The following is a 19,791-nucleotide window of genomic DNA, read 5'->3' as shown; positions in this document are numbered from 1 at the left end:
CCTGTCGCAATGTTATTTATAACAAAATTATAACATTTCATTTACGAGGTTATTGAGCCTTCTGGCTCAATACGCCGCAGTTTATGGCAGGAGCATAATCACAATGACAGAAAGCATGACATCACACGGGACGCTGGCTCACAGTGATACCCGAAGAAGGGTATGGGCAATCATCAGCGCCTCTTCAGGGAATCTGGTTGAATGGTTCGACTTTTACGTCTACTCATTCTGTTCACTCTACTTCGCACATATTTTCCCATCCGGCAACACCACGACACAGCTGCTACAAACGGCTGGGGTTTTGCCGCAGGGTTTTAATGCGACCCATCGGGGCTGGCGTTCGGCCGTATTGCGGATCGTCGAGGGCGTAAGGCCTCGATGCTGATCTCGGTGTGTATGATGTGCTTTGGCTCGCTGGTGATCGCCTGCTTACCGGGATATGAATCGATTGGCACCTGGGCACCGGCGCTACTTTTGCTGGCCCGCTTATTTCAGGGATTATCGGTGGGCGGTGAATACGGTACCAGTGCGACCTACATGAGCGAAATTGCCCTGGAAGGCCGTAAAGGTTTTTACGCCTCATTCCAGTACGTCACGCTGATTGGCGGTCAACTGCTGCCATTCTTGTGGTGGTGATCCTGCAGCAGATTTTGACGGACGAACAACTTCATGCCTGGGGATGGCGAATTCCTTTCGCAATGGGGGCCGTGCTGGCGATCGTCGCACTTTGGTTACGCCGTCAGTTAGATGAAACCTCTCAGAAAGAGGTCCGTATGCTGAAGGAGGCGGGAACATTCAAAGGGTTATGGCGTAACCGCAAAGCTTTCCTGATGGTGCTGGGCTTCACTGCGGGCGGCTCTCTCAGTTTTTATACGTTCACCACCTATATGCAAAAGTACCTGGTGAATACCACCGGCATGCACGCCAACGTCGCCAGTGTGGTCATGACCGCGGCGCTGTTTGTCTTTATGCTCATACAGCCGATCGTCGGTGCGCTCTCGGACAAAATTGGCCGACGTACCTCAATGCTCATTTTTGGCGGATTATCGGCATTATGTACCGTTCCCATTCTGACAGCGCTTCAGCATGTCTCTTCACCGTATGCCGCCTTTGCGCTGGTTATGGTGGCGATGGTGATTGTCAGTTTCTATACCTCCATCAGTGGGATACTGAAAGCCGAGATGTTCCCGGCGCAGGTCCGCGCGTTAGGGTAGGGCTCTCTTATGCGGTAGCCAACGCGGTGTTTGGCGGATCGGCGGAGTACGTCGCGCTGTCGCTTAAATCATGGGGAAGCGAAACGACATTCTTCTGGTACGTAACGGGAATGGGGGCACTGGCGTTTGTTGTCTCCCTGATGCTGCATCGCAAAGGGAAAGGCATTCGACTTTAATAGCGCGCCATCTGCCATACGGCATAGCCGGTCGTTGCGCCGGCGACATCCCAGGCGAAATCTTTCCAGCTCCAGCCGCTCCCTGCGGGGCGGCTATCCCACAGTTCTTTGATGCCCCAAGACCTACTGAGAACATCAACCCGATCGCCGCGCTACGATCCGGCTGTATCCCTGGTGCTGGGCATATTCATTACCGCTGCGGACAACATCGCGGAAGCGAGGAAATGCTGTGCTTTGTCCTGTCCGGACCAGCTATCGTTAGCCATATGGCTACAGCCACTCAGGAAGAGCACACTCAGTACCAGAGGAATACGCATCAACGGGCTCCATAAAAAAGCCCTGCGGGTGACAGGGCCTGGATATTACAGAATACGGCTGATAAGTCGGTCGATACGGATACGACGTAAGCGGCGAATAAGCTTGCGAACTTTTACCGGATAATCGGCAATGCTCTGCAGTTCGCGGTAGTGATTCACCACGGTCGTATGGGTGCGAATCAGCTCCAGCTCGCGTTCACGTTGGGCGGCTAACTCATGCTGCGGGTCATGAATCAGGATAGCGTTTTCCAGATCCAGTCGCCATGCGCGCGGGTTCAGGTTGTTACCTGTCAGCAGCATCCACTCATCGTCGACCCACATGCCTTTGAGATGGTAACTATTGTCTTCATCTTTCCAGAGACGCACAACCAGCTGGTCAGTGTTGACGTAATACTGTAAGCGGCTCAGGAAACGACGCAGGTTAATCTCATAGAGATAGGGCAGCGCACCAATGATTTTGAACGGCTGATCTTCGGGAATGAAGAAGTCATTTGCCGTTTTATCACCCACGATGATTTCCACTTTTTTACCCTCGCGCAGCAGCTGAATGATATTACGCACCAGCACGGCAGGAAGGTTGAAGTATGGCGTGCAGATAGTCAGCTTCTGCTCCGCACACGGCATCAGATGGAAGATCGTTTTGTTCAGCAGGCTTGATTTGCCGAGCCCTACCAGCGGGGTAACGGATAACTCTTCGTTGTTCGCATCGCCCTGGAAATGATAGACCGCATCGCGCAGCTCCTGGCGGAAGGCGCGAACATCGTTTTTGATCTCCGGGCTTTTCGGACGCTCGGGATCGTCAAGACGATTAACGCCGCGGCCATGAACCAGATTTTTATCAACCCAGTTGAACATGATATCGGCCATCTGCGGATTACGGATCAGATGGTAGCGGTCGTAGCGATATTTATCGAGCTGATGAAGGTAGACATCATTGAGGCTGGCGCCGCTGTATAGCACGCTGTCATCAATGATGAACCCCTTGAAATGAAGAACGCCGAGCGCTTCACGGGTATTCACCGGGACGCCATAAACAGGCACGTCAACGCCAGGATTTTCCTGCGCCGTGCGGCAATACCAGTCAGCATTGGTGTTTGATGCAGCAGCGCCAATACGGCCACGCTGAGCGCGATGCCAGTCTACCAGCACGCGAACATCCAGTTCCGGACGCTGACGTTTGGCTTCATAGAGCGCGTTCAGGATCGCGCGCCCGCCTTCATCCTGTTCAAGATACAGTGCCACAATGCAAATGCGTCGCGTGGCGCTGGCAATCTTTTCCAGAAGCGTCTCCCGAAAATGAGCGGGAGCGTAAAAGAACTCTACATCATCAACTGACTGAGAAATCTTCGGTAGTTGAGCAAGGTGTTGTTGATGTTTATTACGCTTAAATTTTGACAACATCACAGTGCGTTTCTTCTCTGTTCATTGAAGGGTTGTCTGTACTATGCAAACAACATAAGCGGACAATGATACCACCAGTCCCGTCCAAAGTGGGTAACATTTCCAGTAGCTTACTCGCGTTTGTCTGCTGATGTCAGACTGAGGGATAAGGCAACAATACCTTCGTCCAGCTGAATATCAACGTCAAACCCAAGTTTTCGCGCCAGGGTCACCATACCGCGATTGTTAGGCATAGTAATGCCATTAAGGCGTAACAATCCGTGATCTCGCGTATAACTGATGAGTTTTTCCAGCAGTCGTCTTCCCAGGCCCAGACCTTTAAGATCGGAGCGCACCAGCACGGCAAACTCCGCATCGACGTTATCCGGGTCAGAAATCGCACGCGTGACGCCGAGGATCTCATCACCCTTATCGGCGCGACGAACGGCAACAAACGCCATTTCTCGATCGTAGTCGATCTGGGTCATATTGGCTAAATCATCGTGGGTAAATTCGTTGATTTCGCTAAAATAGCGATAATAAAGATCCTCTTTCGTGACCTGAGAGATAAAGGCCCGCAGCTGGGGCTCATCTTCCGGCAGAATAGGGCGGAACAGGGCGCGTTCCCCATTTTTCATCTCAACCCACTCCTCCAGCTGCAGGGGATACGGGCGGATCGCCAGACGGCTCTCGCTGTCTCCTTCGAATGGCGCGATATCCAGGGTCACGTCCAGCGCCGTAAACTCATTGCCGGAGGCGAGCAGCGGATGAATGTCCAGCCGCTGGATCTCGGCACAATCCACAATCAGGTTAGAGACCTGTACCAGGAACTGACTTAGCCCGGCAATATCAAGCGGACGTAGCGCGCTCCGGCCGCGGATCTTTTTGCTTTTAATCGCCTGGATGATCAGATAACGCGCCAGGTTCATGTTCAGCGGCGGTAACGCCACCACGGCCTGCTCCTCCGGGCGCCACTCCACGCCGCCTTCACCCAGCATGATGAGCGGGCCGAAAACGGGATCGTGTTCGACCACCACGCGTAACTCCTGAGCGCCTGCGCGGTTAGCCATGCTTTGCACCAGCAAGCCGTGGATCCTTGCCTGCGGCCAGGCCATTTTGACCCGATCGAAGATGGCATCGGCTGCTTGCTGCACCTCTGCCGCCGTCCGCAGGTAGAGCATCACCCCCTGAACGTCAGACTTATGCGGAATATCCGGGGAGCGCAGCTTCAGGGCAACCGGATAGCCAATCTGCTCGGCAATATGCACGGCCTCAGCGCTGTCGCTGGCGATCCAGGTCGGCAGGGTCTGCATCCCGTAGCTGCCCAGAATGGGCTGGACCTCATGCGTATCCAGCGACGTCGCACCTTCTTCAATCGCCTGCTGCAACAGCCGGTGAACGTCAACGGTATTGGCCGTCAAATTCCCGGGCAACGCCGGCGTCTCGCGGAGCTGTTTCTGGTTGCGGCGATATTCCACCATATGCATAAACGCGGTTATGGTGCCTTCCGGCGTGCGGTAGGTTGGCAGTCCGGCTTCGCTGAACAGGCGTCGCGCCTCCTGCGAAGAAAACTCACCGCACCAGTTGGTGAGCAGGGTGACATATTTGCCTCGCGGATGGTTGCGCACGGCCTCAATGAGCGCGCGCGCGCTTTCGCTGCCCGGCGCGACCGCGCTGGGGGAGTGGATAATCATCAGCGCGTCGAAATCCTGGCTATCCAGCAAAATGGAAATGGCCTTGATATAGCGCTCGCTGCTGGCATCATCGCGTAAATCAAGAGGATTGCCGGGCGTCACGCTGGTCGGAAGCGCATCTTTCAGGCGCTGCAGCGTCTCTTCACTCAGCGTGGCCAGCTTGCCGAAGCGCCGCCACAGCTCATCCAGCGCGAGTGCGGCAGGAGCGGCGCCGTTACTGACAATCATTAACTTCTCGCCGCGCAACGGGCGCATATGGCTTAACGTCTCAACGGCGGAAAAAAGCTCGTGCGTATCCTGTACCCGCAGCAAACCCGCGCGCTGAATAGCGGCGTCCCAGGCGGGATCCATGCCGGAATGCGACTGCAGCAGACGCTGAGCCGCAGGGCTGCGCCCGCTTTTGATTACCAGGATCGGCTTATTGCGCGACGCGCTTCGCGACGCCGAGACAAAACGACGCGCGTCGCTGAGGTGCTCAAGATAAAGCAGGATCGCACTGGTTTTACCGTCGCGCGCCAGAAAATCCAGCAGCTCATCAACGTCGATATCCAGACTGTCGCCGAGAGCAATGAAGTAGGAGAATCCCATTTCACGCTGCTGCGCCCAGTCGAGGATGGTGTTCGATACCGCAGCCGACTGCGAGATAAACGCGAGCTTGCCTTTGCGGATCGGAACCGGAGAGAAGCTGGCATTTAAGCCCTGCCAGGGGGCGAGCAGGCCGAGACTGTTTGGTCCAAGAATGCGCATTTGATAGCGACTGGCGCAGGCCAGAAGCTCGGCTTTCTGTTCAGGCGGAGACGAGAGAATAATGCAGGTTTTACAGCCTTTCTTGCCGAGCGATTCCAGCAGCTCCGGATTCCGTTTCGCGTTTGTACACAGTACGGCCAGATCCGGTACGAAAGGCAGGCTCTGTACATCAGGCCATGCAAGCACTCCCTGAACCGCCTTATACGCTGGCGTGACGGGCATGACGGGGCCATTAAATCCCCCGGCCAGCAGGTTGCGCATCATCAGATAGCCAGCACGATCCGGTTTCATTGATGCGCCGATGACGGCAATGGATTTAGGACGAAGTAGCGCTTCTAACCCTCGCTGGCTCATGCAGGCCTCCTGTGAATGCAAGCGACCTGATGATTTTAAACGCTTTCCGTCTCGGCTGCTGTGACGCTGCCCTTATGAACGGTTTTTCCTGCCAGATAGCGTTCCCGGAAACAGGAGAAATGGTTGCCCAGGGCGCCAGCCGCAGCGGTATCACCCGCCAGATCCAGAAGCGCAATGGCCACTTCGGCGGTGCAGTATTGCCCGTCAGCATGCGCTTCACGCAGGCGGTAGGCGGAGACGCGGGACAGATCGACAGAAATCACCGGCAGTGCGTCGAGATAAGGGCTTTTGCGAAACATTTTTCGCGCTTCGGTCCAGGTGCCGTCCAGCATAATAAACAACGGCGGTTTACCGGATGGCGGCGTCGAAAGCACCTGGCGATCGACACCTGCATATGACGCGGGGAAAACGACCATCGGCTGATAGTCCGGGCTTGCCACTAAGTCGAGCAGGGCCTGAGGGGGCTCCGTGCGGGACCACTGAAACGCCGCGGTATCCGGCAGAATATCGGCAATCAGGCGACCAGTATTGCTGGGCTTCATCGGCTCGGTATCAAACATGACCAGACAAAAACGGCTCTGTGCCGAACTTGGGGTCAGCGTCTCGCACAGGCAAACCTTCAGCGGCAGCAGGCAACGCTGACAGCGGCGAATACGGTTTCCGCGCGCGAGGAACGGACGGGTGGCGCGCGCAAGGCGTTCGGCGCGTAATTGAAGAACAGCGTTATCAGTCATGGGCGAAATGCAGGAAAAACCCTATTTTCGCAGAGGCGGGAACGGGGCACAAGATGTGCCCCGTGAATGTTACAGTGATTCGTTAAGCCAGCTATCAAACGGGGCTTTAGGCACCGCACCGTTGAGCATGTCGACCACTTCACCCTTTTTGAAAATCATAATCGTCGGGATGCTGCGAATGCGAAAACGGGCGCTCAGTTCAGGTTCAGCTTCAGTATTGACCTTAACGAAACGTATTTTCCCGCTGCGTTCTTCGGCCACGTCTTCGAAGATCGGCGCGAAGCTTCGGCATGGGCCGCACCAGGGCGCCCAGAAATCCACTACGACAGGCAGATCGTCCTTGAGGAGTTTGTCCAGCGTAGCACCCGTCGCGTTAATGACATCGCCATCAAACAATTCATGGCCACAACGTCCGCATTTCGCACCATCTTCAATCCGATCGTCCGGAATGCGGTTAAGAGCCTGACAGTTGGCACATACGGTATTCATAACTAACCTCTGATAGAGCCGTGGGACAGCGGCAAGACGCCGATAATGTTTCTAATATGTTACATATTATCAATGAGCCTGTTTGAAACAACAATGCGTTTTATTCAATGAGAACAATAGTCACAGGCTTTTGTACGAAATTATGGCTATGCGCTGGCACATCGGGTAATCTGCGCGCTTCGCGCAGCGCTGGTGGAGAAAAGCATGAACGACGAAATGAAAAACAAAAGCGGCAAGGTCAAAGTGATGTATGTCCGCAGTGATGATGACTCTGATAAACGCACCCAAAATCCGCGTACCGGAAAAGGTGGCGGGCGTCCGGCGTCTTCTCGTGCAGACGGTGGCCGTCGCCCCGCCCGCGATGACAGAAACAACCGCGGTGATGACCGCAAACGTGATGACCGCAAGCGTGACGATCGCAAACGCGATGACCGTCCGCGGGATGACTTCTCACGTGATAACGCCTCCCCGTGGCGCACCGTTTCTCGTGCCCCTGGCGACGAAACGCCAGAAAAGGCCGATCACGGCGGTATCAGCGGTAAAAGCTTTATCGACCCGGAAGTGCTGCGCCGTCAGCGTGCGGAAGAGACCCGCGTGTATGGCGAGAACGCCTGCCAGGCGCTGTTCCAGAGCCGTCCTGAATGTATCGTCCGCGCCTGGTTTATTCAGAGCGTAACCCCGCGCTTTAAAGAAGCGCTGCGCTGGATGGCGGCAAACCGCAAAGCCTACCACGTGGTTGATGATGCCGAGCTGACCAAAGCATCCGGTACCGAACACCACGGCGGCGTCTGCTTCCTGATCAAAAAACGTAACGGCACCACCGTGCAGCAGTGGGTCAGCCAGGCGGATGCCGATGACTGCGTGCTGGCGCTGGAAGATGTGGGCAACCCGCATAACCTGGGTGCGATGATGCGTAGCTGCGCGCACTTTGGCGTGAAAGGCGTACTGTTGCAGGATGCCGCGCTGCTGGAATCCGGTGCCGCGATCCGTACTGCGGAAGGCGGAGCCGAGCACGTACAGCCGATCACCGGCGACAGCGTGCTGGATGCCCTTGAGCAGTTCCGTAAAGCGGGTTATTCCATCGTGACTACCTCGAGCCATGCCGGTACGCCGCTGTTTAAAGCGACGCTGCCACGCAAGATGGTGCTGGTGCTGGGTCAGGAACGCGATGGTCTGTCTGATGCAGCGCTCTCCAGTGCGGATCTGAGCGTCTCAATCGATGGGACAGGCAATGTGGAAAGTCTGAACGTATCCGTTGCAACCGGCGTACTGCTGGCCGAATGGTGGCGTCAGAATAAGGCATAAGCCTCTTCATGTGCCGGGCCTGACCCGGCACATTCAAATACTACTCGCTCTCTGCCGGTAACACAGGCATCCAGTCAATTGGCGTTTCGCCACGTTTTTCCAGCCATTCGTTCGCCAGAACAAAATGATTACTGCCAAAGAAACCGCGATGTGCAGACAGCGGTGACGGGTGCGGCGCTTTCAACACGTGATGACGCTGGCGGTCAATAATCGCCCCTTTCTTCTGCGCGTGCGATCCCCACAGTAAAAACACGACCCCTTCACGGTGTTCGTTGATCAGGCTGATGACTTTATCGGTGAACGTCTCCCAGCCCAGGCTGGCATGCGAGTGCGCCTGGCCGGCCCGCACGGTGAGTACCGTGTTCAATAACAGCACGCCCTGGCGCGCCCAGCTTTCCAGGTAGCCGTGGTTTGGTCGGGTAAACCCGGGCACGGTTCCTTCAAGCTCTTTATACATATTGAGCAGAGAAGGGGGGATCGCCACGCCCGGACGTACGGAAAACGCCAGCCCATGCGCCTGGCCCGGACCGTGATAGGGATCCTGGCCCAGAATGACCACTTTCACATCGCTCAGTTCGGTGTAGCGAAAGGCGTTGAACACATCTTTCTGCGGCGGGTAAATCGTCTGTCCGGACTGACGCTCAGCCGCAACGGTGTTGAGCGTATTGATAAAATAGGGCTGCTGCTTTTCTTCTGCCAGCACGTCATGCCAGGTTAAAGGTGTCGTCATCTCGCTCTCCTGCGAATCTCAATCTCTGACTAGCTTACCTGCTAAAGCCCGGTGAGCAAAATTCCACGCCGAAATGTGCGCTAAGTCGCTAAATTTATGTTGAAAATGTGCAGGTTAAATTGAATTGGTAAGGTCGTGAAATTGATCTAAAGCAATAAATTCAAACCACACTCTTTATGTGGTTGGTGTTTTTGTTGATTTAAATCAATAAATCACCGGGGTGTGAATGATATATATACACACAAGAAACAATGGTTTTACCAATTGGCCGCGAGAGGCCGACATCAGTTAATGTAGCCTAGGGAGGCAACACATGATTACAGGTATCCAGATTACTAAAGCTGCAAATGACGATCTGCTCAACTCTTTCTGGCTGCTGGACAGCGAGAAAAACGAAGCGCGCTGTGTCGTCGCGAAAGCGGGTTTTGCTGAAGATGAAATCGTGCCGGTGAGCAAACTGGGCGAAATCGAATACCGTGAAATTCCAATGGAAGTGAAGCCAGAAGTGCGCGTGGAAGGTGGTCAGCACCTGAACGTAAACGTACTGCGCCGCGAAACGCTGATGGACGCGGTTGAGCATCCAGAAAAATACCCGCAGCTGACCATTCGCGTGTCTGGTTATGCGGTACGCTTCAACTCTCTGACCCCAGAACAGCAGCGCGACGTTATCGCGCGTACCTTTACTGAAAGCCTGTAAGGCTTCAGCTACGGGGGGAATAAAAAAGCCGGGGATTTCCCCGGCTTTTTTTACTCTTCCGTTTTTGTCTCTGGCGCGGCAGAGCTTGGCTTACGGCGCTTACCAATATTTTTGGTGTCGCGGTGACGCTGCTTCACGCGCGGTTTCTCTTTTTCTTTCTCTTTTCTCTCAGCACGTTTCGCGAGCGCTTTCTTGGACGGTTTACCCGTCATTTTTTCACTCGGCGCACGTGTGGTTGGGCGCAAGCCATCAATAACCCGCGCTTTCAGCGGCTCGTCAACATAGCGGCCAATTTTCTGCAGCAGCAGGTAGTCATGCGCTTCGACCAGTGAAATCGCAATACCTTTGCGGCCCGCGCGGCCGGTACGGCCAATACGGTGCAGATAGGTATCGCCGCTGCGCGGCATATCGAAGTTAATGACGTGGCTGACGTCAGGGATGTCGATCCCACGAGCGGCAACGTCTGTGGCAACCAGCACGTTAACGCGACCGTCGGTCAGGCGCTTAATGCCTTCAGTACGCTTGATCTGCGCCATCTCGCCTTCAAGATAGCAGTTGTTGATCCCGGCGTTACGCAGCATTTCTGCCAGCTCGTGCACGCGCTCGCGCTTACGGACAAACACGATTGTGCGCAGCGCATCTTCCTGCTTCAGCAGGTGTTTCAGCAATTCGACCTTGTGCTCAAGGTTGTCCGCGCGGTAGTACCACTGGTGGATCTTCTTACGCTCACGGGTGGACGGCGTCGCCGACACTTCTACCGGATCTTCCAGCAGACGCTCTGCGAAGTCTTTAATCGCTTCCCCTTCAAGGGTGGCAGAGAACAGCATGGTCTGGTTACGCCAGCGCGTTTCCCCGGCAATGTGCTCGATATCCTGTGCGAAGCCCATGTCCAGCATACGGTCGGCTTCGTCGAGGATCAGCGTTTCAACCGCGCGGCAGTCGAAGTTCTCTTCTTTAATGTACTGCAGCAGGCGGCCTGTCGTCGCAACGACGATGTCCTGGTTTTCGCTGAACACTTCGGCGTGGTTCATATACGCAACGCCGCCGGTGATGGTAGCGATATCCAGATGGGTATTTGCCGCGAGTTCACGCGCGTGATCGGCCACCTGCATGGCCAGTTCGCGCGTCGGCGTCAGGATTAAAATACGAGGCGGGCCAGATTTTTTACGTGGAAAGTCGAGCAGATGCTGCAACACAGGCAGCAAATAGGCTGCAGTCTTCCCCGTACCGGTTGGCGCAGAACCGAGCACATCGCGGCCCTCAAGCGCAGGCGGAATGGCCGCTGCCTGAATGGCGGTCGGGCGTGTGAAGCCTTTGCTCTCAAGTGCATTGAGCAGGCTTTCATCGAGTTCAAGTTCGGAAAAAGTCGTTACAGTCATGTTCTACCTCTGTGTGGGGCGCTGATTATAGACGTTACGGCTGTAATCTTCATCTGTTTGTATGGATATCGCTTTTCGGCCACTTCGCTTTCCCCTATGCTACTCCAGTTTCACTTAGAAGGTTGCCCCGACATGTCTCAACTCAAAGCGCAACTGCGCCGCGATGGTTTTACGTTTAAACAATTTTTTGTCGCTCACGATCGCTGTGCCATGAAGGTCGGTACAGACGGTATTTTACTGGGAGCGTGGGCGCCTGTCGCAGGGGTTAAGCGTATTCTTGATATCGGCACCGGCAGCGGGCTGGTGGCATTGATGCTGGCGCAGCGCACGGAAGAGCATGTCACCATTGATGCCGTCGAACTGGACGCGCAGGCGGCAGAGCAGGCGAGTGACAATATGGCCGAATCGCCCTGGGCAGCCCGCATGAAAGTGGAATGTGCGGATGTGCTCGCCTGGGCGCCTGAACAAACCGCGCGTTACGATTTGATCGTCAGCAACCCTCCCTACTACGAGCCCGGCGTTGAGTGCGGGACACCCGAGCGTGAACAGGCGCGTTATACCGGTTCCCTCGATCATAAAGCGCTGCTCACCAGCGCGGCCGAACTCATCTCCGAAGAAGGATTTTTCTGCGTGGTCCTGCCAGAGAGTACCGGCAACACGTTCATCGGTATCGCGCAGGAGATTGGCTGGACGTTGCGTCTGCGTACCGATATTTCGGATACGGAAGGCCGACTGCCGCACCGCGTGCTGCTGGCGCTCTCGCCGAAAGAGGGTGAATGCTTTAACGATCGAATGGTGATCCGTGGGCCAGACCAGCGTTATTCCGAAGATTACACTGCCCTGACCCAGGCGTTTTATCTGTTTATGTAAACCTGCGGGGCGAGGATCGACGGGCCGGATTCAGTAAGCTGATCCGGGTAGTCCAGGGTATAGTGCAACCCGCGGCTCTCTTTACGCATCATCGCGCAGCGAACGATTAGCTCGGCAACCTGCACCAGGTTGCGCAGCTCCAGTAGATTATTCGATACGCGGAAATTGGCATAATACTCGTCAATTTCCTGCTGCAGCATAGTGATGCGGCGCAACGCGCGTTCAAGACGTTTCGTGGTGCGCACAATCCCCACGTAATCCCACATAAACAGCCGTAGCTCATGCCAGTTGTGCTGGATCACGACCAGCTCGTCCGGGTTATCCACGCGGCTTTCATCCCAGGCAGGCAGGCGCTCTGTTTCGCGGGCGTAGGGCATGCGTTTCGTGATGTCTTCTGCGGCAGACCAGCCGTAGACCAGGCACTCCAGCAGCGAGTTAGAGGCCATACGGTTCGCGCCGTGAAGTCCGGTATAGCTGACCTCACCAATAGCATAAAGACCATCCACATCGGTACGCCCATGATCGTCAACCATCACCCCACCGCAGGTGTAGTGGGCGGCTGGCACAATGGGTACCGGATCGCGGGTTAAATCGATGCCAAGGTTGAGCAGTTTTTCGTAAATCATCGGGAAGTGCTGACGAATAAACTCTGCTGGCTTGTGGCTGATATCAAGATACATGCAGTCCACGCCAAGACGCTTCATTTCATGGTCGATGGCGCGGGCAACGATATCGCGCGGGGCCAGTTCGCCACGGGCGTCAAAGTCCGGCATAAAGCGGGTGCCGTCAGGGCGTTTCAGATAGGCGCCTTCGCCGCGCAGGGCTTCCGTCAGCAGGAAGTTGCGCGCCTGAGGATGGAACAGGGCGGTTGGATGAAACTGATTGAACTCAAGGTTCGCCACCCGGCAGCCGGCGCGCCAGGCCATCGCGATACCGTCTCCGGAGGCAATGTCCGGGTTCGTGGTGTACTGATACACTTTAGAGGCGCCGCCCGTGGCCAGCACCACAGCCTTCGCCTGGCAGGTTTCCACCTTCTCTTTATTGCGGTTCCACACCCAGGCGCCCACCACACGACGCGTGCCCGGCAGGCCAATCTTGTCGGAGATAATCAGATCAACGGCATTGCTTCGTTCAAGCACCCGAATATTAGGATGGCTCAGCGCCTTGCCGACCAGCGTGGTCTCCACTTCTTTTCCGGTGGCATCCGCTGCGTGCAGGATGCGGCGGTGGCTATGGCCGCCTTCGCGCGTCAGGTGATAGCTCTCTTCACCGTTGGGTTGAACCTGCGTATCGAATAAGACGCCCTGGTCGATGAGCCACTGAACGCAATGGCGGGCATTGCTGGCGACAAACTCTGCGGCGTGCGCATCCACGATCCCGGCCCCGGCAATCAGCGTATCGTCGACGTGGGAGGCAATGCTGTCTGTCTCATCAAACACCGCGGCAATCCCGCCCTGGGCATAAAACGTGGAACCCTCGCTTATCGGCCCTTTACTCAGAACGATAACGTTTTGATGCTCCGCCAGGCGTAGCGCCAGAGAGAGACCGGCAGCACCGCTGCCGATGATCAGTACATCACAATGGAGTTCAGGTGTTGTGTTCATGATTGTTGTTTAATTTACTAAACAGTGTTGACTCAGAATAGCACCTGAATGCGATTTATCGCACGTTTTTTTTAACGGGTGTTGCAATGGCTAAACGCGTAAGCGGAGGTAAACGGAGGGTAAATGAGTGAAATTATTTTGCGAAGCAGATCGTTAGCGTCAGATTTTGTGATGAAATAAAGACTGGGTTGCGTTACTCTTCTGGCGGGAAAAAGATGTTTCTTGTCAGAAAGTGGTGCGTATCGTGAACAGACTTATAATGAGAGAAAATGAACAGTCTGCGGCGCGATGAACAAAAACAAAGGCGTTACGGAACTTATTGAAGATCAGACACTCTAATTCGGTGCTTGCTCAAAGTGCGGTATTTTTAGAGTGGCGTTTCGATAACGCGTGGAATTTAGGTTTGGGGAGACATTACCTCGGATGAGCGAGCAGTTAACGGACCAGGTCCTGGTTGAACGGGTCCAGAAGGGAGATCAGAAAGCCTTTAACTTACTGGTGGTGCGCTACCAGCATAAGGTGGCGAGCCTGGTTTCCCGCTATGTACCGTCAGGTGATGTGCCTGATGTGGTGCAAGAGTCTTTTATTAAGGCCTATCGCGCGCTGGATTCGTTCCGGGGAGATAGTGCTTTTTATACCTGGCTGTACCGTATTGCGGTCAATACGGCAAAGAATTATCTGGTCGCTCAGGGCCGTCGTCCGCCTTCTAGTGATGTGGACGCAATCGACGCCGAAAACTTCGAAAGTGGCGGCGCATTGAAAGAAATTTCGAACCCTGAGAACTTAATGTTGTCAGAAGAACTGAGACAAATCGTTTTTCGCACGATCGTGTCGCTCCCGGAAGATTTACGCATGGCAATTACGTTACGGGAGCTGGATGGTCTGAGCTATGAAGAGATAGCCGCTATCATGGATTGTCCGGTCGGCACGGTACGTTCACGAATTTTCCGTGCGCGAGAAGCTATTGATAATAAAGTTCAACCGCTTATCAGGCGTTGACGATAGCGGGATACTGGAAAAGGTATTAGGCATGCAGAAAGAAAAACTTTCCGCTTTAATGGATGGTGAAACGGTGGATAGTGAGCTGCTCAACGAGCTGTCTCATTCTCCCGAAATGCAAGAGACCTGGGAGAGTTACCATCTCATCCGTGACACCCTTCGCGGTGACACCGGCGAGGTTCTCCATTTCGATATCTCAGCCCGCGTCATGGCGGCGATTGAGAATGAGCCTGTTCATCAGACCACTCCGCTGATTCCTGAAGCTCAACCCGCACCTCACCAGTGGCAGAAAATGCCATTCTGGCAAAAGGTGCGTCCGTGGGCCAGCCAGCTTACCCAAATGGGTGTGGCTGCATGCGTATCGCTTGCAGTTATCGTTGGCGTCCAGCACTATAATACTCAGTCTGAAACTAATCAGCAGCCAGAAGCGCCAGTGTTTAACACACTGCCGATGATGGGCAAAGCCAGCCCGGTAAGCCTGGGCGTACCGGCTGATGCTTCCGCCAGCGGCGGCCAGCAACAGCAGGTTCAGGAGCAGCGCCGTCGCATTAATGCGATGTTGCAGGATTACGAGTTGCAGCGTCGTCTGCACTCTGAACAGCTTCAGTTTGAGCAGGCGCAGACACAGCAAGCTGCTGTGCAGGTGCCGGGAAACCAAACTTTAGGAACGCAATCGCAGTAATGAAGCAACTTTGGTTCGCCATATCTCTGATGGCGGGTAGCCTGTTCTTCTCTGCCAACGCCTCGGCTGATGTATCATCCGGGGCGTTGTTGCAGCAAATGAATCTGGCCAGCCAGTCACTCAATTACGAGTTGGCATTTATCAGCATCAATAAGCAGGGCGTCGAGTCGTTACGCTATCGCCATGCCCGTCTTGATAATCAGCCGCTCGCCCAGCTTTTACAGATGGATGGCCCGCGTCGGGAAGTTGTCCAGCGTGGTAACGAAATCAGCTATTTCGAACCCGGCCTGGAGCCTTTCACGCTCAATGGCGACTATATCGTTGATTCCCTGCCGTCACTCATTTACACCGACTTCAAACGGCTTGCCCCTTACTACGATTTTATTTCGGTAGGGCGTACGCGTATTGCGGACAGACTGTGTGAGGTGATCCGCGTTGTCGCCCGGGATGGAACGCGCTACAGCTATATTGTCTGGATTGACGCGGAAACCAAACTCCCCATGCGTGTAGACCTGCTTGACCGTGACGGTGAAACGCTGGAACAGTTCCGCGTTATCTCCTTTAGCGTGAATAACCAGGTTGGCAACAGCATGCAGAATCTGGCTAAGGCCAGCCTGCCGCCGCTGCTTTCCGTTCCGGCAGGCGATTCCGTTAATTTCAACTGGGTACCTGCCTGGATCCCGCAAGGATTTAGCGAAGTGTCCAGCAGCCGTCGCCAGCTGCCAACGATTGAAACGCCGGTGGAATCACGCCTCTATTCCGATGGTTTGTTCAGCTTCTCGGTGAATATCAATCGCGCAACGGCAAACAGCACTGAACAAATCCTGCGTACCGGGCGCCGTACGGTGAGCACAACGGTACGCGATAATGCAGAGATCACCATTGTGGGGGAACTTCCTCCGCAAACGGCGAAGCGCATCTCCGACAGCATTAAATTCAGGGCCGCACAATGATCAAAGAATGGGCGACGGTAGTCTCGTGGCAAAACGGCATTGCGCTGGTGAGCTGCGATGTAAAAGCCTCATGCAATAGCTGCGCATCCCGAGCCGGTTGCGGCAGCCGCGTGCTGAATAAGCTCGGGCCGCAAACCTCGCACACGATTTCTGTGCCGAGCGAACAGCCGCTGATGGCCGGGCAGAAAGTTGAACTCGGCATCGCGGAAGGCAGTCTGCTCAGCTCCGCCATGCTGGTCTATCTCTCTCCGCTGCTCGGGCTGTTTATCATGGGCGGCGTTTTCCAGATGCTGTTTGGCACCGACGGAGCCGCCATGTGCGGTGCCGCATTAGGTGGTCTGGGGGATTCTGGCTTGCCAAAGGCCTCTCCCCGACGCTTGCCGCGCGCGAGGAGTGGCAGCCTGTCATTCTCAGCGTTGGGCTGGCGCCAGACCAGCTTCGCGTTGAGACGCTCTCTTCTGAGGCCCGGTGATTCATCGGGCTTTGTCATTTTTACGTCTTAAAACAGAAAACGTCCTTTCTTCACGCTATACCTGGCGCTAAGTCCATTTCCAGGTAGCGGAGATGTAGTGTAGAATGCTGCGTTTTCGCACTGAAAAACGTCAGGCTAAGAACAGCGGCCTCCAGGAATTCGTAAGGCATAATTATTTAACTATATGAAGAACATACGTAACTTTTCGATCATTGCTCACATTGACCACGGTAAGTCGACGCTGTCTGACCGTATTATCCAGATTTGCGGTGGCCTGTCTGATCGTGAAATGGAAGCCCAGGTTCTGGACTCCATGGACCTGGAACGCGAACGCGGTATCACCATCAAGGCGCAGAGCGTCACGCTGGATTACAAGGCGGCTGATGGCGAAACCTATCAGCTGAACTTTATCGACACCCCAGGCCACGTTGACTTCTCCTATGAGGTTTCACGCTCGCTCGCGGCCTGTGAAGGCGCGCTGCTGGTCGTCGATGCCGGGCAGGGCGTTGAAGCCCAGACCCTGGCAAACTGCTACACCGCGATGGAAATGGATCTCGAAGTTGTGCCGGTTCTGAACAAGATTGACCTGCCAGCCGCCGATCCTGAGCGCGTCGCGGAAGAGATTGAAGATATTGTCGGCATTGACGCGACCGATGCCGTGCGCTGCTCTGCGAAAACCGGCGTCGGCGTGACCGACGTTCTGGAGCGTCTGGTACGTGATATTCCGGCCCCGGAAGGCGATCCGGATGCCCCGCTACAGGCGCTGATTATTGACTCCTGGTTCGATAACTATCTGGGCGTTGTCTCCCTGGTGCGTATTAAAAACGGCACCATGCGCAAAGGCGACAAAATCAAGGTTATGAGTACCGGACAGGTCTATAACGCCGACCGTCTGGGTATCTTCACGCCAAAACAGGTTGACCGTACCGAGCTGACATGCGGCGAGGTAGGCTGGCTGGTGTGCGCCATCAAAGACATCCTCGGTGCGCCGGTGGGCGATACCCTGACAGGTGCGCGTAACCCGGCAGAAAAAGCGCTGCCAGGCTTTAAAAAGGTGAAGCCGCAGGTTTACGCGGGCCTGTTCCCGGTCAGCTCTGACGACTACGAAAACTTCCGTGATGCGCTTGGCAAACTGAGCCTGAACGATGCCTCCCTGTTCTACGAGCCAGAAAGCTCAACGGCGCTGGGCTTCGGCTTCCGCTGCGGCTTCCTCGGCCTGCTGCACATGGAGATCATTCAGGAACGTCTGGAGCGTGAATACGATCTGGACCTGATCACCACCGCGCCGACGGTAGTGTATGAAGTTGAAACCACCTCGAAAGAAGTGATCTACGTCGACAGCCCGTCCAAGCTGCCGCCGCTGAACAATATTCACGAGCTGCGTGAGCCTATTGCCGAATGTCACATGCTGCTGCCGCAGGAATTCCTCGGTAACGTCATTACGCTGTGTATTGAGAAGCGCGGCGTGCAGACCAATATGGTTTACCACGGTAACCAGGTCGCACTGACCTACGAAATCCCGATGGCGGAAGTGGTACTCGACTTCTTCGACCGTCTGAAGTCCACCTCCCGTGGCTATGCGTCACTGGATTACAACTTCAAACGCTTCCAGGCCTCCAACATGGTGCGTGTGGACGTGCTGATCAACGGCGAGCGTGTGGATGCGCTGGCGCTGATCACCCACAACGACAATGCGCCATACCGTGGCCGCGAGCTGGTTGAGAAGATGAAAGATCTGATCCCGCGTCAGCAGTTCGATATCGCGATTCAGGCGGCCATTGGCAACCACATTATCGCGCGTTCTACCGTGAAACAGCTGCGTAAAAACGTTCTGGCGAAGTGCTATGGCGGTGACGTCAGCCGTAAGAAAAAGCTGCTGCAGAAGCAGAAAGAAGGTAAGAAGCGTATGAAGCAGGTCGGTAACGTCGAGCTGCCGCAGGAAGCATTCCTTGCCATCCTTCATGTTGGTAAAGACGGCAAATAACCCTAAGGAGTTGGCATGGCGAACATGTTTGCCCTGATCCTGGTCATTGCTACCCTGGTGACAGGTCTGCTGTGGTGTCTGGATAAGTTTATCTTCGCCCCAAAACGTCGTGAGCGTCAGGCTGCCGCACAGGCAGCCACTGGCGATGGTATTGACGCGAAAACCCTGAAGAAAGTCGGTCCGAAACCGGGCTGGCTGGAAACGGGCGCCTCGGTGTTTCCGGTGCTGGCGATTGTGCTGGTGGTACGTTCGTTTATTTACGAACCGTTCCAGATCCCATCAGGTTCAATGATGCCAACGCTGCTGATTGGTGATTTTATTCTGGTAGAGAAGTTTGCCTACGGCATTAAAGATCCGATCTACCAGAAAACGCTGATCGAGACCGGTCATCCGAAACGTGGCGACATCGTGGTGTTCAAATATCCGGAAGATCCGCGCCTGGACTACATCAAGCGCGCGGTAGGTCTGCCGGGTGACAAAGTGACTTACGATCCGGTTGCGAAAGAAGTCACCGTTCAGCCAGGCTGCAGCTCCGGTACTGCATGTGAAAACGCGCTGCCAATCACTTACTCGAACGTTGAGCCAAGTGATTTTGTGCAGACCTTTGCCCGTCACAACGGCGGCGAAGCGAGTAGCGGATTCTTCCAGGTACCGAAAGGCGAAACCAAAGATAACGGTATTCGTCTGGTTGAGCGCAAAGAGACGCTGGGTGACGTGACGCACCGTATCCTCACCGTGCCAATCGCGCAGGATCAAGTGGGTATGTACTATCGTCAGCCGGGCCAGCAGCTGGCAAGCTGGATTGTACCGCCAGGCCATTACTTCATGATGGGTGACAACCGCGATAATTCTGCGGACAGCCGTTACTGGGGCTTTGTGCCGGAAGCGAATCTGGTCGGTAAAGCGACCGCAATCTGGATGAGTTTTGAGAAGCAGGAAGGCGAATGGCCGACCGGCGTACGCCTGAATCGTATTGGCGGAATCCATTAATTCTCACTAAATGAACGTGTA

Annotated in this window: 16 protein-coding genes and 3 pseudogenes; 11 read left to right on the top strand and 8 right to left on the bottom strand. The window is 55.0% G+C overall.

Annotation, left to right across the window (positions count from 1 at the left end):
- Window positions 1-103: 103 nt before the first annotated feature.
- Window positions 104-1,390 (top strand): annotated as a pseudogene (locus PI91_RS19750) (MFS transporter).
- Here PI91_RS19750 and PI91_RS19745 read toward each other — a convergent pair.
- The 5 genes and pseudogenes from PI91_RS19745 to trxC all read right to left on the bottom strand — a co-directional run bounded on the left by PI91_RS19745 (window position 1,387) and on the right by trxC (window position 7,105).
- A pseudogene (locus tag PI91_RS19745) lies at window positions 1,387-1,707 on the bottom strand (YfiM family lipoprotein). The pseudogenes PI91_RS19750 and PI91_RS19745 sit on opposite strands and share 4 nt — an antisense overlap.
- Before the next feature lie 45 nt (window positions 1,708-1,752).
- Window positions 1,753-3,108 (bottom strand): CDP-diacylglycerol--serine O-phosphatidyltransferase, encoded by a 1,356-nt coding sequence (gene pssA, locus PI91_RS19740; RefSeq protein WP_023294337.1) that lies wholly within the window; start codon window positions 3,106-3,108, stop codon window positions 1,753-1,755.
- Between the two features lie 110 nt (window positions 3,109-3,218).
- Window positions 3,219-5,882: a protein lysine acetyltransferase gene (gene pat, locus PI91_RS19735; RefSeq protein ID WP_023344705.1), complete on the bottom strand. Its 2,664-nt coding sequence runs from the start codon at window positions 5,880-5,882 to the stop codon at window positions 3,219-3,221.
- Window positions 5,883-5,917: 35 nt separating this feature from the next.
- Window positions 5,918-6,616 carry a tRNA-uridine aminocarboxypropyltransferase gene (tapT, locus tag PI91_RS19730; RefSeq protein WP_008502194.1) on the bottom strand — a complete coding sequence of 233 codons (699 nt, stop codon included), beginning with the start codon at window positions 6,614-6,616 and terminating at the stop codon, window positions 5,918-5,920.
- Window positions 6,617-6,685: 69 nt separating this feature from the next.
- A complete protein-coding gene (gene trxC / locus PI91_RS19725; RefSeq protein WP_021241886.1) occupies window positions 6,686-7,105 on the bottom strand; it encodes a thioredoxin TrxC in 420 nt (139 codons plus the stop codon).
- Window positions 7,106-7,309: 204 nt separating this feature from the next.
- On the opposite strand from trxC, the gene PI91_RS19720 reads away from it, so the two are divergent.
- Window positions 7,310-8,410, top strand: coding sequence for a tRNA/rRNA methyltransferase (locus tag PI91_RS19720; protein WP_008502192.1), 1,101 nt, complete (start codon window positions 7,310-7,312; stop codon window positions 8,408-8,410).
- Window positions 8,411-8,450: 40 nt separating this feature from the next.
- Here the strand turns inward: PI91_RS19720 and ung are convergent, their stop codons facing one another.
- Window positions 8,451-9,140, bottom strand: a complete 690-nt coding sequence (gene ung / locus PI91_RS19715) for a uracil-DNA glycosylase (RefSeq protein WP_023294333.1) — start codon at window positions 9,138-9,140, stop codon at window positions 8,451-8,453.
- A 313-nt stretch (window positions 9,141-9,453) separates the two neighbouring features.
- Between ung and grcA the strand changes: the two genes are divergently transcribed.
- Window positions 9,454-9,837 carry an autonomous glycyl radical cofactor GrcA gene (gene grcA, locus PI91_RS19710; protein WP_008502190.1) on the top strand — a complete coding sequence of 128 codons (384 nt, stop codon included), beginning with the start codon at window positions 9,454-9,456 and terminating at the stop codon, window positions 9,835-9,837.
- 50 nt (window positions 9,838-9,887) lie between these two features.
- Here grcA and srmB read toward each other — a convergent pair whose 3' ends face one another.
- Window positions 9,888-11,216, bottom strand: coding sequence for an ATP-dependent RNA helicase SrmB (gene srmB, locus PI91_RS19705; protein WP_023344704.1), 1,329 nt, complete (start codon window positions 11,214-11,216; stop codon window positions 9,888-9,890).
- 132 nt (window positions 11,217-11,348) lie between these two features.
- Here srmB and PI91_RS19700 point away from each other — a divergent pair, with 132 nt between their 5' ends.
- Complete coding sequence (locus tag PI91_RS19700; RefSeq protein ID WP_023344703.1) at window positions 11,349-12,086, top strand: tRNA1(Val) (adenine(37)-N6)-methyltransferase; 738 nt, start codon at window positions 11,349-11,351, stop codon at window positions 12,084-12,086.
- Here PI91_RS19700 and nadB read toward each other — a convergent pair.
- Window positions 12,071-13,690, bottom strand: coding sequence for an L-aspartate oxidase (gene nadB, locus PI91_RS19695; RefSeq protein WP_039266871.1), 1,620 nt, complete (start codon window positions 13,688-13,690; stop codon window positions 12,071-12,073). The genes PI91_RS19700 and nadB overlap by 16 nt on opposite strands.
- A 343-nt stretch (window positions 13,691-14,033) precedes the next feature.
- Between nadB and rseD the strand changes: the two genes are divergently transcribed.
- The 7 genes and pseudogenes from rseD (at window position 14,034) to lepB (ending at window position 19,770) form a co-directional block, all read left to right on the top strand.
- Window positions 14,034-14,117: a rpoE leader peptide RseD gene (gene rseD / locus PI91_RS26645; RefSeq protein ID WP_223605340.1), complete on the top strand. Its 84-nt coding sequence runs from the start codon at window positions 14,034-14,036 to the stop codon at window positions 14,115-14,117.
- Window positions 14,114-14,689, top strand: a complete 576-nt coding sequence (gene rpoE, locus PI91_RS19690; RefSeq protein WP_039266870.1) for an RNA polymerase sigma factor RpoE — start codon at window positions 14,114-14,116, stop codon at window positions 14,687-14,689. Before rseD ends, rpoE begins: the two co-directional genes overlap by 4 nt.
- A gap of 31 nt (window positions 14,690-14,720) precedes the next feature.
- Window positions 14,721-15,371: an anti-sigma-E factor RseA gene (gene rseA / locus PI91_RS19685; protein WP_008502186.1), complete on the top strand. Its 651-nt coding sequence runs from the start codon at window positions 14,721-14,723 to the stop codon at window positions 15,369-15,371.
- Window positions 15,371-16,324, top strand: a complete 954-nt coding sequence (gene rseB / locus PI91_RS19680) for a sigma-E factor regulatory protein RseB (RefSeq protein ID WP_039266869.1) — start codon at window positions 15,371-15,373, stop codon at window positions 16,322-16,324. The genes rseA and rseB overlap by 1 nt, the downstream gene beginning before the upstream one ends.
- Window positions 16,321-16,796: pseudogene (gene rseC / locus PI91_RS19675) on the top strand (SoxR-reducing system protein RseC). The gene rseB and the pseudogene rseC overlap by 4 nt, the downstream one beginning before the upstream one ends.
- Before the next feature lie 184 nt (window positions 16,797-16,980).
- Window positions 16,981-18,780 carry a translation elongation factor 4 gene (lepA, locus tag PI91_RS19670; RefSeq protein ID WP_008502183.1) on the top strand — a complete coding sequence of 600 codons (1,800 nt, stop codon included), beginning with the start codon at window positions 16,981-16,983 and terminating at the stop codon, window positions 18,778-18,780.
- 15 nt (window positions 18,781-18,795) lie between these two features.
- Complete coding sequence (lepB, locus tag PI91_RS19665) at window positions 18,796-19,770, top strand: signal peptidase I (protein WP_008502182.1); 975 nt, start codon at window positions 18,796-18,798, stop codon at window positions 19,768-19,770.
- Window positions 19,771-19,791: the final 21 nt, after the last annotated feature.

The sequence above is a fragment of the Enterobacter sp. FB genome (assembly GCF_000805795.1).
In the GTDB taxonomy this organism is placed as follows: domain Bacteria; phylum Pseudomonadota; class Gammaproteobacteria; order Enterobacterales; family Enterobacteriaceae; genus Enterobacter; species Enterobacter roggenkampii.
Note: the sequence above shows the minus strand (reverse complement) of the source record. Positions and strands in the feature narration are given on the sequence as shown.

Coding starts and splice junctions, on each gene's coding strand:
- nadB (WP_039266871.1), bottom strand. CDS start 13,690: ATGAACACAACACCTGAACTCCATTGTGATGTACTGATCATCGGCAGC.
- tapT (WP_008502194.1), bottom strand. CDS start 6,616: ATGACTGATAACGCTGTTCTTCAATTACGCGCCGAACGCCTTGCGCGC.
- trxC (WP_021241886.1), bottom strand. CDS start 7,105: ATGAATACCGTATGTGCCAACTGTCAGGCTCTTAACCGCATTCCGGAC.
- lepA (WP_008502183.1), top strand. CDS start 16,981: ATGAAGAACATACGTAACTTTTCGATCATTGCTCACATTGACCACGGT.
- pat (WP_023344705.1), bottom strand. CDS start 5,882: ATGAGCCAGCGAGGGTTAGAAGCGCTACTTCGTCCTAAATCCATTGCC.
- PI91_RS19720 (WP_008502192.1), top strand. CDS start 7,310: ATGAACGACGAAATGAAAAACAAAAGCGGCAAGGTCAAAGTGATGTAT.
- ung (WP_023294333.1), bottom strand. CDS start 9,140: ATGACGACACCTTTAACCTGGCATGACGTGCTGGCAGAAGAAAAGCAG.
- rpoE (WP_039266870.1), top strand. CDS start 14,114: ATGAGCGAGCAGTTAACGGACCAGGTCCTGGTTGAACGGGTCCAGAAG.
- PI91_RS19700 (WP_023344703.1), top strand. CDS start 11,349: ATGTCTCAACTCAAAGCGCAACTGCGCCGCGATGGTTTTACGTTTAAA.
- rseB (WP_039266869.1), top strand. CDS start 15,371: ATGAAGCAACTTTGGTTCGCCATATCTCTGATGGCGGGTAGCCTGTTC.
- srmB (WP_023344704.1), bottom strand. CDS start 11,216: ATGACTGTAACGACTTTTTCCGAACTTGAACTCGATGAAAGCCTGCTC.
- lepB (WP_008502182.1), top strand. CDS start 18,796: ATGGCGAACATGTTTGCCCTGATCCTGGTCATTGCTACCCTGGTGACA.
- grcA (WP_008502190.1), top strand. CDS start 9,454: ATGATTACAGGTATCCAGATTACTAAAGCTGCAAATGACGATCTGCTC.
- pssA (WP_023294337.1), bottom strand. CDS start 3,108: ATGTTGTCAAAATTTAAGCGTAATAAACATCAACAACACCTTGCTCAA.
- rseA (WP_008502186.1), top strand. CDS start 14,721: ATGCAGAAAGAAAAACTTTCCGCTTTAATGGATGGTGAAACGGTGGAT.